This window comes from Dehalococcoidales bacterium (assembly GCA_030698765.1).
Lineage (GTDB): Bacteria > Chloroflexota > Dehalococcoidia > Dehalococcoidales > UBA2162 > JAUYMF01.
This window is the reverse complement of sequence record JAUYMF010000094.1, coordinates 1-12,228: the sequence shown is the minus strand read 5'-3', so window position 1 is coordinate 12,228 and position 12,228 is coordinate 1. Positions and strand designations below refer to the sequence as shown.

Sequence of the window (12,228 nt, the reverse complement as noted above, 5' to 3'; positions counted from 1 at the left end):
GGACTTCACCGCCAGCGGTACCATTTACGCCGCCACCAGCGGCACAGAAAGTGCCTTTTCTTACTCCGCCGATGGCGGCGTTACCTGGAAGCAAGCGAGCTTGATTGACACCAAAATCAGTGATAACGGGATAATCGATTTAGCGGTTTCTCCGGATTACAGTCAGGATAGCGCCCTGTTTATGCTCACATTCAACGGAGAACATACCGAGCATAGCCTATGGCGGAGCCTGAGCGGCGGCGCAAAATGGGAACGGTTACTTACCGGCACGCTGGCTGACGCTGACAGCCTGAGCCACGTCAGGCTTTCCCCTCAATACGGCAGCCAGAGCCAGACCGTATTTCTAGCCGGAAGCAGCGGGGGAACGCCCGCAATATGGAAATCTACCGATAACGGACAGTCTTTCATTCGCCTGATCGCCCCGCTGGCTATTGATATACTGGTGGTTGCCGGTGATAATACGCTTTTTCTCGGAAGTTATGACGGCAGTAACGGCCTGGTCTACCGTACCACCAGCGGTGACCTGCCCTCTGCCACCGATAATACCACGGCGGGCAGTCAGCCGCTGTCATCCATCGCCCTCTCACCTGATTACACACAGGATAAGACTCTGCTCGCCGGAAATAGCATCGGCTTTGTCCACTGGTCTGACGATAATGGCAACTCTTTCAGACAACTGGGCCAGCAGCTACCTCCCAACTCCTCCGCCACCGGTGCAATAACCGTCACCTTTGACCCTCGTTTCAGCAGTAACCGGACGGTGTATGCCGCGAGCGATGTGGAAACAACCACCACCAACAAGAAACGCGTTTTCCGCTTCATCATCGGGAAGAGTGACGCCTGGGAAAGCATTGATGGTTCTTTGCCTGCTGGCAGCCGTCTCAGTCAGATTACCGTATCAGACGATGGCACTTTGTACGCCACCAACCTGCAGGCTGTAGACACGGTGAACAAGAAAGGGGGCATGGAGCGCTCGCTCAACCCTGCCTATCCCCTGGGGCCGGGCTTTGAGACGGTGACCCGCGGACTTGATGATAGCGCCACCCTGAGTGGACTGTGGCGGCACGGCAGCCAGCTATGGTCGATTGATACCCGGAATACCCGGTTAATGACCTACAATGATAGCCTGACCCAATCAGTTACCCTGACGGCGCCGCCCGACGGGATGTCAGGCGCTGACACCGGCAGTGTCAGCCTTGACTGGGAGACGCTGAAGGGAGCCACCGGGTATCAGTGGCAGCTTAATTATGATGACAACTTCTCGACGATACCCGACGGGTTTGAGGGAGAGACTGCCAGCAGCTCAGCGCGGTTGCCATCTCTCCAGATGAACACCACCTACTACTGGCGGGTAAGAGCCACCGAGCCGGTACTCAGCCGGTGGTCTGAGAAACGGTCTTTTACCACCAGCCTGGGCACCCAGAGCACCACCATCACTGCCCCCGAGCTTTACAGTCCCGAAGCCGGTGCCAGCGGGGTACCGATTAAACCGGTCTTCCAGTGGAGTGCCATTGCCGGGGCCGACAGCTACGAGCTAATAGTATCCACGGACGCCTCTTTTTCCAATCCCACAATCCTGAAAATAGAAAGCTACGCTCTGCCCGCCACTGCCTGGCAAAGCACCACCAGGCTGGATTATGACACTACCTACTACTGGAAGGTGAGGGCGAGCAGCCCCGATAGCTACAGCTCATGGAGTGCCGTAGGAGCTTTCACCACAGAAGCGCTCCCCGGACCACAACCCCCGGAGAAATCAGCGCCGACGGTAGCCCCATCGTCATCACCAGTGCCATCATCGTCACCGCCTCCACCCTCGACGTTACCCCCATCCCAGTCAGCCCCCGCCGATTGGACAATATACCTCATCGGCGCCCTGATGCTGACCATAATACTGCTGTCGGTTATATTACTGGTGGTGGTATCAGCGATAAGACGGGCTTGACTTGCCGGAGAGGACGAGCGAATCAGTAGTCGAGTACAAAGACCTGAGTACTGAGCGGCACGTTTGACCTTGTAAAAGACAACTTGGGCTGATGGCTCAGACCGCTTACTCCCATTTCCTTGAGGAATCTATCCACCGGTTCCAGTTTCCCCTTCAGCGCCTCAGTCTGATAGTGCATCGGGATCACTGCTTTCGGCTCAAGCTGTCGCACAATCTCGGCAGCCACGGCGGCATCAATAGTAGACTCCCCGCCTACCGGCAGCAGCAGCACGTCCACACTGCCAATCTCCTCAACCTGCCCGCTGGTAAGAGGGTGCCCCACGTCACCAAGATGACATACCGTGATGCCGTCTATTTCCATGAGGTAAGCGGTGTTCTTACCCCGACTGGCTCCCTTCTCCGCATCATGGAAGGTCGATATCCCGATAATCAAGACGCCGCTGATTTCATATTCACCCGGTCCCGTAACCAGTTTTGGCTCTCCGGCGATACCCTGAACATAAGAATGACCGGTATGCTGGTGACTCACAGTAATGATATCCGCCGCTGGCTTGCCCAGGGAATAGCCTAAATCAGGAGAATAAGGGTCAGTAATCAGGGTTACCTTTGAACCCTTGATTTTGAAACAGGAATGTCCCAGCCAGTTAATATCCATTATTACAAATTCAGTTGGAATTCGGACGTTATCAATTCGGAAAATACAACCTGACTGATTGATGTCCGTCTGCCTAAATATAGCATGAATGACCTGGCCGGTCAATGCTACTGAGAGTCTTGCACACCCAGCGTACAAAGGGTATACTAAAACTACCGGATAACGCCGGGAGGACTCAAGACCCGGAGCAAAATACACGCGATATGTTCACCGAAGAAATAGCCGGCTTTATTACCGAAGTATCATACGAACAACTCCCTCCGGCAGTAATTGATGCCGGTAAAATGGCCATACTTGACTGCCTGGGGGTTACCCTGGCCGGGAGTACGGAAACTTCCGGCAGGATAATCAGCGATTATGTCAAGGGTAGAGGGCGACCTGAAGCTGGAGTTATCGGGCGGGGTTTCAAAACATCGGCTGACCAGGCCGCCTGGGCTAACGGCACACAGGGGCACGCCCTGGACTATGACGATTACTTTATCCCCGCCCACCTGACGCCTTACCACCCCACCGTCGCTATTTTACCCGCCGTCTTAGCGGTAGCCGAGGAAAACCACCGCTCCGGCAGGGATGTCCTGCTCGCCTACAACACCGGCTTTGAAGTCGAGGCCAGGATTGCCACCGTGTGCATCCAGCAGCAGTACGACCTGGGCTGGCACACCACCTCCACTCTGGGCAGCCTGGGCGCGGCGGCGGCGGTCGCCAAAATACTGGGGCTTGATGATGAAAAGACCAGGACGGCGCTGGGTATCGCCGGTTCAATGGCCGGAGGCATCAGGAGAAACTTCGGTACCATGACAAAACCCCTTCACGCCGGTAACGCCGCCAGAAACGGGGTGATTGCGGCCACGCTGGCTCAGAGCGGCTTCACCGCCGATGAAAACATCCTTGACGGGCCTCTGAACTACTGCCAGGTCCTGGGCGGGGAAACCGTTCAGCGGGCGGGAACGCCGGAGATACCGCGGGGAGTCAGTACAGACTTCTATATCGTTTCTTCCGGTCTGGCGTTAAAGCCCTACCCGTCCTGTGCCTACACCCACTGGGCGATTGATGCCGCCCTGGAACTAAAAAGGAAAGAGGGAATCGACCCGGCGGAGATTGTTGAGGTCGAATGCCGCACCAGCTCCGGCCTGCCGGGTCTCTTGATATATTCCCGCCCGCGAACCGCCCTGGAGGGCAAGTTCAGCCTGGAATACTGTGTGGCAATCGCCCTTATTGACGGTGAGGTAACCCTGAAGCAGTTCGCTGATAAAAAGGTCGGCGAGCCGTTGGTGCAGGAACTGATAACCAGGGTACATTACGCTCATCCCCCGGAGATGGGAACGGGGCTACTCGGACTGAGAGGCGAGGTAGTGGTCAGTCTCCGGGACGGCAAGACTTACTCACGCCGGGTGGATGTCGCCAGGGGTGACCCGCAGAACCCCCTGACCGAAGAGGAAGTAGCCAGCAAGTACCGCGACTGTGTCCGTTTATCGCTGACGCCGCAGGACACGGAGAGGTCGCTGGAGATGATTTCAAATCTTGAATCAGTTAAAGACATCGCCGAACTAATGAATATTTTGACTTTCAAGAGCGCCGATTGCTGATGGAATACCCGACCTGACCAGAAAACACCAGAAAGACTTTAACAGAGGAAGACGATGCCCAAACTGCTTGAATACCAGGGGAAACGACTGCTGAGAGAATGCGGTATAGCTGTCCCCGAAGGGGAGATTGCCTCCACACCCGGAGAAGCCCGCCGTATAGCCGAAAGACTGTCCCGGCCCGTAGCCGTCAAGTCGCAGATTGAGACCACCGGGCGCTTCAAAGCCGGCGGTATCAGGTTCGCTGAAACCCCGGCGGAGGCGGAAAGCGCCGCCGCTGAGCTACTCGGCAAAGAGATTAAAGGGTTCAGGGTGGAGAAGGTCCTGGTCGAAGAAAAGCTGGCTGTTGAGCTGGAATTTTATGTCAGCATCGCCGTCAATGACTCCTACAAGGTCAAGGGACCGGTCCTGATGCTCAGCACCGAGGGCGGCGTTGATATCGAAGAGGTAGCGTCAAAATCGCCGGAGAAAGTAGCCGGTATGAATATCGATATCCTCAGCGGGCTGAATACCGATGATGTCAAAAAAATGGTCTCGAAGCTCGGCATCAGCGCGCCTCTGGTGGACCCGCTGAGTGAAATTATCGGCAAACTCTATGGCGTATTCCGGAAGTACAGCGCCCGCAGCGCGGAAATCAACCCCCTGGTAGTGACCGCCGACGGCAATATTTACCCGGCAGACTGCCGCGTTGTCATTGATGAAGCCTCCGTATTCAAGTACCCGGAGCTGGAAATGAGCTATCCACGCGATATAGGGCGGGCGCCCACGGAACTGGAATGGCTTGCCTGGAAGGTGGAGGAGACAGACTACCGGGGGATAGGCTACTTCGTGCAGATGGCAACCGAGTTTAAGCCGGGAGAGGGTTATGTGGGCTTCCACGGGATTGGCGGCGGCGGGGCGATGCTGGGAGCTGACGCCCTGATACGTCACGGACTCAAGCTCGCCGACTACGCTGATACCAGCGGCAGCCCGACGGCTTCCAAGGTCTACCGCATCGTCAAGCTTATCTTCGCCCAGCCCAACATTGACGCCTATGTGCTGATGGGGCCGGTAGTCGCCAACCAGGAGCAGTGGCACCATGCCCACGCTCTGGTCAGGGCGTTACGGGAAGAACTGGAACACCGTCCCGGCTTTCCGGTAATCATCCTGATCGCCGGTAACAAGGAGGCCGAATCCCTGGAAATTCTAAGGGAAGGTCTGAAAGGGCTTCCCGCTAATATCGAAATCTACGGACGGGATTATGTTTATAAGGTCGATGATATTGCCCGGCGACTTAAGGAGCTTATCGCCGACTACAGAAGGGCTGAGAGGGTATAGCACGATGACAGACTGTGGATTTTCCTTCCGCACCGGCAAAACGGTGATTGATTATGAGAAGTGCCGGGACTGTGAAAGCTACGCCTGCGTTAAGGCATGCAGCCTCTTCGGCACCAGCCTGTTCCGCGTTGAGGATGGTAAGCCGGTGCTCATTCCGGAGCCGGAGGAAGCCGGGCGGCGCTGCATCGAGGACCTGACCTGCGAGCTTTACTGCCAGGCTTACGGCAACAAGGGACTGAAGATCGTCCTCGATATGTTCGGACTGGACGAATATAGAGATAAAAACGGACTTGGTTAGACAGGGAGAAAAATGGCAATACTGGTAGATGAGAACACGCGGGTACTGGTGCAGGGAATCACCGGCCGCGAAGGCAGCGCCCGCACCAGGTTCATGCTCGATTACGGGACTAACGTACTCGGCGGCATCACCCCGGGGCGGGGTGGCAGCGAGGTGTGGGGAGTCCCGGTATATAATACCGTCAAAGAAGCTATTGAAGCCCACGGCCGGATTGACGCCAGCGTCACTTTTGTCCCCGGGCCGCAGGTCAAAGACGCCGTGGTTGAAGCTATCGAAGCCGGAATTAAATTCATCGTCGTTCCCGCCGAGCGGGTGCCCCTGCATGATAGCCTGGAGATGATTACCCTGGCCCGCAAAAAGGGGGCGCTGATACTCGGCCCCGGCTCGCTGGGACTGCTCAGCGCCGATAAAGCGGCCATGGGCTGGCTGGGCGGCTCTGAGGAATTTGCCCGGGAAATCTTCAAACCGGGCCCCGTCGGCGTCATGTCCCGCAGCGGCGGGCAGACGAGCACCGTGGTCTGGAGCGTAACCTCAGCCGGACTCGGTATCAGCACGGCGATGCATGTCGGCGCTGAACCGGTGGTCGGCCTGAGCTTTGCCGAACTGCTGCCCCTGTTTGAAGAAGATACGCAAACCGGAGCGGTAGTCCTGTTCGGGGAGATCGGCACCGTGGCTGAAGAGGAAGCCGCCGAGGTCATCAAGGAAGGCCGGTTTACCAAGCCGCTGGTGGCTTACATTGCCGGGCGGACACTGCCTTCCGGGATGAGGTTCTCCCATGCCAGCGCTATCATTGAAGGCGGCAGGGGCACCGCGGAAAGCAAGGTCAAAGCCCTGGAAGAAGTGGGGGCGCATGTCGTGGAAAGCCCCCAGGAGATTGCCACAACCCTGGTCAGAATCTTGAAGGCTGGTGTTGCAAAATGATGGTACTGCGCTCGATGCTTTTTGTCCCCGGGAACAGCATGAGGATGATTACCAAGGCAGTAACGCTCCCCGCCGACGCTATAATATTAGACCTGGAAGACGCCGTACCCCTGCCGGAGAAAGCTACCGCCAGGGTTATGACCAGAGACTCAATCCAGGCAGTCAGGTCCGGCGGCTCTTACGTGTTTGTCCGGGTGAACGCTCTCCCCACCAAACTGACCGGCGAGGACATCAGATATACCATCGTCAAAGGCCTGGATGGCGTCATGCTGCCCAAGACGGAGGCCGGGGCGGACGTGATTGAGCTGGACAATATGCTCCTGGACGCTGAGAAAAGCCAGGGACTGGAAATCGGCAGCCTCAAGATAGTGGCGTTAATCGAGTCGGCAAAAGGCGTCGTCAACGCTTACCAGATTGCCTCTGCCAGCCCGCGTCTGGCCGCCGTTTGCTTCGGGGCTGGAGATTACTACGGAGACCTGGGGCGGAACGTTGCCTCCCTTTCCCCGGAACAGACCGAGCTGCTATACGCCCGCTCCCAGGTGGTCAACAGCAGCCGCGCCGCCGGAGTTCAGGCGATAGATACGCCCTTCTTCGGGCTGCTGACCGATAAAGAAGGGCTGATTACCGAAGCGATGCGGGCTTTACAGCTCGGGTTCAAGGGCAAGCTGCTCATCCACCCCGGACAGATAGAGCCGGTGAACCGGGCATTCCTGCCGTCGCCGGAGGAAACAGAACACGCCCGAAAGGTAGTTGCCGCCTTTGAGGAAGCTCAAAGCCGGGGGCTGGGGGCGATATCTTTTGAAGGCAAAATGATTGACTATATGAACTACCGGCAGGCTAAAGACCTGGTCAATTCCGTCGACCTCATTACCGATAAGGAAACCGGAGGAGGGCAGACTTCCCCCGTCAGCCTGTCCAGTTTCTTCACACCTACCCGGAGCGGGGGCGTGAAATAAAATCTACTGGCTAGAGATAGGAGATTGGTAAAGTGTATCCGGCTTATATGGAAGAAAGTATCCGAAAAGTAGAAGCGACCCGGGAAAAGCGACTGAAAGAAGTATTCCCCCGTCTAACAGAGGAAGAGAAAACCTCTTTGCTGCATCAGTATCACCCTGACTTTATTGAGAAGGGGATGCGTAAGCTGGCAGTGGGTCCGAACCGGGGCGACCGAACCCCCCATGAGCTGGCCGACCTGCTCGAAGGAAACAGCCGTATCGACCCGGATAAAATCAACCTTGATAAGATTGATTATGACGTTGATGTCCTGGTAATCGGCTGCGGCGGGGCCGGAGCGTCAGCCGCGCTCTTAGCCCAGGAAAACGGGGCCAGGGTACTTATTACCACCAAGCTGCGACTGGGTGACGCCAACACCGTGGGCGCCCAGGCCGGGACACAGGCTGCCGACCGGCCCAATGATTCCCCGGACATTCATTACCTGGATACCATGGGCGGCGGCCACTTTGCCAACACACCCGAGCTGGTCGAAGCTCTTGTCAAGGATGCCCCTGATGCCATCAGGTGGCTCGAATCGCTGGGAGTCAACTGGGACAAGGAGCCGGATGGCTCGATGCGCGAAATACCTCTGGGCGGATTGTCCCGGAAACGCCTGCACGCCGCGCGGGACTATACCGGACTGGAGATAATGCGTGTGCTCAGGGATGAGGTCAGGAACCGGAATATCGATTTCCTGGAGTTTTCTCCCGTAATAGAACTGATACTGGACGACAAAGGACAGATAGCCGGCGCGGTACTGGTCAACCTGGAGACTGATGAAATCAGCGTGGTACGCGCCAGGGCAGTAGTCATGGCTACCGGAGGACTGGGACGGCTGCACATCCAGAAGTACCCCACCACCAACCACTACGGTGCCACTGCTGACGGACTGGTATTGGCTTACCGGATAGGCGTCCCGCTCGTTTTCATTGATACCATGCAGTACCATCCCACCGGCGCCGCCTACCCCCAGCCGATTCTGGGCCAGCTGGTAACGGAGAAAGTACGCGGCATCGGCGCGCAGCTGGCTAATATTGATGGCATACAGTTCATCCATCCCCTGGAGACCAGAGACGTGGTCGCTTCCGGCATTATCCGGGAATGCCGGAATGGCAAGGGAATCCAGACACCGACCGGAGAGGTTGGGGTCTGGCTGGACTCGCCGATGATTGACATCATACGGGGGGAGGGAACTGTCGCCCGGGAATTACCGGCCATGGTACGGCAGTTCGGCCGCTTCAATATTGACATCACCCGCGAGCCGATGCTGGTCTACCCGACACTCCACTACCAGAACGGAGGCATCAAGATCAACCCTGACGGATCAACCACGATAGCCGGATTTTATGCCGCCGGAGAGGTTGAGGGAGGAGTCCACGGACGGAACAGACTGGGGGGTAATTCCACAATGGACCTGTTCGTCTTCGGCAGGAGAGCCGGTAAAGCCGCCGCCCAGTATGCCGCCAAAACCAAGCCGGGGACGCTGACGCTGGACCATGTGCGCCGCTGGCAGCGGGAACTGAACAGCCTCGGACTGGCCGAAGCACGTCCGGTATCACCGCTGCTGCTGCCCAACTACGCCCGGCAACCGGAAGACTACCTGCCTGATTACACCCGGCTGATACTACAGACCGGCCAGGTAAAGCCCGCCTGAGGTGGTACCAGCCTAATCTCCCAGATATTTTTGAGCCAGTCTGGTGAGAAAGTCTGTTTTCAATCGCAGGCTGGCAATATCCACCTTCTCATTCTTGCCGTGGACAGACTGTTTCATGGCCTGGTCTAAATCCAGTGTCATCATGGAGATACCATAGCAGGGCATCCCCGCTTCCCGAAGAAACCGGGAGTCAGTAGCCCCCGAGGAGATACAGGGTAAAATAGGAACATCACCGATGAACTCCTTCATGGTGTCAGCGACCAGCCGGTAATAATCCGAGTCGGAGGTCGAGAATGTGGGGGGGTGGTACTGGGTTATTTCCACATCAACATCGCCCATAATCTCCCCGAGCTGGCGGTTCATATACTTATTGTCCTGTCCGGGCAGGACCCTGATATCCACCTCAGCCTCACAGCTATCGGGCACGATATTCGTTTTAGCCCCGCCGTGAATTACGTTCGGCGAGACGGTCATCCTGGTCGTCGCCGAGAGATAGGCAGCAAACACTTTATCCTTCAGCTTGCGAATGGTGCGGTCAACATTGTCCTCATTGATATCTTCGTCAAGACCTCCCAGGCGGGCAATCCCCCGGATAAGTTGCTCGACCTCCGGTATCAGCACTATCTCGGGCTGATATTCGGACAGTCCCTTGACAATCTTCGCCATCTTGCTGACAGCGTTATCGCCCAGCACGGGCAGTGAGCCATGAGCGGAAACACCGCGCGTCCGCAGCTTCATCCAGCAGACGCCTTTCTCGCCGAGCTGGAGAAAATGACAGGTCTTACCGCCTATTTCTATCGGCTCCTTGCCTCCCTCGTTAACACAAAAATCAGCCATCAGCTTTTCTTTGTAGTTTTCCACCAGGTATTTCGCCCCCATTCCCCCGCCGGCCTCCTCATCAGCGGTAGCGACAAATATCAGCCGGCCCCCGAGCTTACCACTCCGGGCCAGGGTAAGCATGGCATAAGCCTCGGCAGCCACCAGACCCTTGCAGTCCAAGGCACCGCGACCGTAGACAAAGCCGTCCTTGATCTCACCGCAAAACGGGGCAAAATCCCAATCCGCGGATACCGGCACCACATCAGCATGGGACAGGTATAACAAGCTCCGGTCGCCTTCTCCCAGATAAGCGATAAAACTGCCCCGCCCCGGAGCGGATTCGATTATCTCATTGGCAATCCCGTGCTCATCAAACAGGCGCTTGAGGTACCTGGCCACCTCCGTTTCCTCTCCGGGAGGGTTGACCGACTTGATCTGTATCAGATCAGATAATATATCCTCGACTTGCAAAGTACCGCCCTCCTTAATCACTTGCTAACTGACACTTTAAGTAGCCACTCCGTCTTTGTCAAGGGTTGTATTGACTGCCTTGTTCGGTTGTTCTATATTACGGGCATGGAAAGTGGCAATGAAAATACCCCTCAATCTGGAGAGGAAGGCGAAACCACTTCTATATGGGATGATATCAGAGATTCCCCGGAACTGCAAAAGGCTATTGCTCAAATTACCGACCTTATCAAGGCTAACCTTGAAGCTAAGAATACTATCTTGAAACTTCAGCTTGAAACTCAAAGTAGCACGACAAGAGGGGCAACAAAATGGATTCTGAGTGTAATGGCAATCGTGACTTTTGTTATTGTTGGAGCAGTTAGCTTTCTTGCTTGGCAACGTATAATGTCTTCCGATGCGGTTAGTTTCCTTTTTGGCACTCTGACTGGAGCCATTTTTGCCTTCTTGGGAAGGTTTTTCCCTAAGTAACTATCTTGGTGATTTGATACTCTCCCCACACACAGATTGCTTCGCCTTCCGCCTGGCGGAATGGTCTCGCAATGACAGATGAAGTAGCATTAAGACCAAAGCCCACCCCTCCGAGTTTTCCTGAATCCCCCAGAATTGCTATAATCTAATCATGAGTGATAGCAGGAGAAGATAAAGTCGCATGGACAATCAGAACGAGCCCACCCATAAAATCAACTGGGGAGATGTCATCCGGCGCTCTTTTGAGATGGGGCCGATCAGGCCGCCGAGCGAAGGCAAGGACAGTTCTCTACTCATCAGGGCGACCCGGAACTGCCCCTGGAACCGGTGTCTCTTCTGCTCCACCTACAAGGACAGCAGGTTTGAATACCGCCCGGTGGCGGAAATAAAAGAGGACATTGATGTTGCCCGTGTCCTGCACGATGAAATCAAGGCAGCTTCATGGAAGTCCGGACTGAGTGGAAGGGTCAGCAACGAGCTGATCAGGGCAATCGTCCAGGCGAACCCGGAGATTTACCTTGACAACGGAGACCTACCCCTGCAAAACCTGGCCAATATCGCCAACTGGACGGCCTCCGGCGCCAGAACATTATTCCTTCAGGACGCTGATACCCTGATCATGAGAACCCCGGAACTGCTCCAGATAATAAGATACCTTGAGGAAACCTTCCCCACCATAGAAAGAATCACCTCTTACGCGCGGGCCAAGGCTGCCTCTAAAAAGACTCTCCAGGAGCTAAAAGATTTGCATGAGGCCGGTCTCTCCCGGCTCCACATCGGGCTTGAGTCAGGAAATGATGAGGTGCTTGCCTTCATGCAGAAAGGGGTAAACCAGGAGCAGCATATCAGCGGTGGCCAGAAGGTAGTGGCCGCGGGCATATCCCTGTCGGAATACATTATGCCCGGACTTGGCGGCAAGCGGTGGTCTCAAGCCCATGCTCTGGACTCGGCCCGGGCGCTTTCGGCAATAAACCCGGACTTCATCCGGCTCAGGAGCCTGATTGTGCGCCGGAACTCGATACTCTACGATAAATACCTGGCGGGCGAGTTCGAGCCACTCTCCGAGGACGAGTTTGTCGACGAGATTGCGCTATTCATCGAAAACCT

At 56.1% G+C, this 12,228-nt stretch carries 11 protein-coding genes; 9 read left to right on the top strand and 2 right to left on the bottom strand.

The window, feature by feature from the left end; all coding sequences use genetic code 11:
* Positions 1-1,942, top strand: a 1,942-nt coding sequence (locus tag Q8Q07_04415) for a hypothetical protein (protein MDP3879536.1), incomplete at its 5' end; no start/stop codon positions are given.
* 22 nt (positions 1,943-1,964) lie between these two features.
* On the opposite strand, the gene Q8Q07_04410 is transcribed toward Q8Q07_04415, so the two are convergent.
* Positions 1,965-2,597, bottom strand: coding sequence for an MBL fold metallo-hydrolase (locus Q8Q07_04410; GenBank protein ID MDP3879535.1), 633 nt, complete (start codon positions 2,595-2,597; stop codon positions 1,965-1,967).
* Between the two features lie 104 nt (positions 2,598-2,701).
* Between Q8Q07_04410 and Q8Q07_04405 the strand changes: the two genes are divergently transcribed.
* The 6 genes from Q8Q07_04405 to Q8Q07_04380 are packed head-to-tail and all read left to right on the top strand — an operon-like array spanning position 2,702 to position 9,363.
* Positions 2,702-4,183 carry an MmgE/PrpD family protein gene (locus Q8Q07_04405; GenBank protein ID MDP3879534.1) on the top strand — a complete coding sequence of 494 codons (1,482 nt, stop codon included), beginning with the start codon at positions 2,702-2,704 and terminating at the stop codon, positions 4,181-4,183.
* A gap of 54 nt (positions 4,184-4,237) precedes the next feature.
* Entirely contained in the window at positions 4,238-5,497 is a 1,260-nt protein-coding gene (locus tag Q8Q07_04400) for an acetate--CoA ligase family protein (GenBank protein ID MDP3879533.1), read from the top strand.
* A gap of 4 nt (positions 5,498-5,501) precedes the next feature.
* Entirely contained in the window at positions 5,502-5,795 is a 294-nt protein-coding gene (locus Q8Q07_04395) for a hypothetical protein (protein ID MDP3879532.1), read from the top strand.
* A gap of 12 nt (positions 5,796-5,807) precedes the next feature.
* Entirely contained in the window at positions 5,808-6,716 is a 909-nt protein-coding gene (locus tag Q8Q07_04390; GenBank protein MDP3879531.1) for a CoA-binding protein, read from the top strand.
* Positions 6,713-7,672, top strand: coding sequence for a CoA ester lyase (locus Q8Q07_04385; GenBank protein MDP3879530.1), 960 nt, complete (start codon positions 6,713-6,715; stop codon positions 7,670-7,672). Before Q8Q07_04390 ends, Q8Q07_04385 begins: the two co-directional genes overlap by 4 nt.
* A 47-nt stretch (positions 7,673-7,719) precedes the next feature.
* Entirely contained in the window at positions 7,720-9,363 is a 1,644-nt protein-coding gene (locus Q8Q07_04380) for an FAD-binding protein (protein MDP3879529.1), read from the top strand.
* A 12-nt stretch (positions 9,364-9,375) separates the two neighbouring features.
* On the opposite strand, the gene Q8Q07_04375 is transcribed toward Q8Q07_04380, so the two are convergent.
* The gene (locus Q8Q07_04375; GenBank protein MDP3879528.1) at positions 9,376-10,653 is read right to left on the bottom strand and encodes a M20/M25/M40 family metallo-hydrolase; all 1,278 of its coding nucleotides are present in this window, start codon (positions 10,651-10,653) and stop codon (positions 9,376-9,378) included.
* A 105-nt stretch (positions 10,654-10,758) separates the two neighbouring features.
* Between Q8Q07_04375 and Q8Q07_04370 the strand changes: the two genes are divergently transcribed.
* Together Q8Q07_04370 and Q8Q07_04365 are read left to right on the top strand one after the other, a co-directional pair.
* Positions 10,759-11,121, top strand: a complete 363-nt coding sequence (locus Q8Q07_04370) for a hypothetical protein (protein MDP3879527.1) — start codon at positions 10,759-10,761, stop codon at positions 11,119-11,121.
* A 181-nt stretch (positions 11,122-11,302) separates the two neighbouring features.
* On the top strand, positions 11,303-12,228 hold a 926-nt coding region (locus tag Q8Q07_04365; protein ID MDP3879526.1), incomplete at its 3' end, for a radical SAM protein.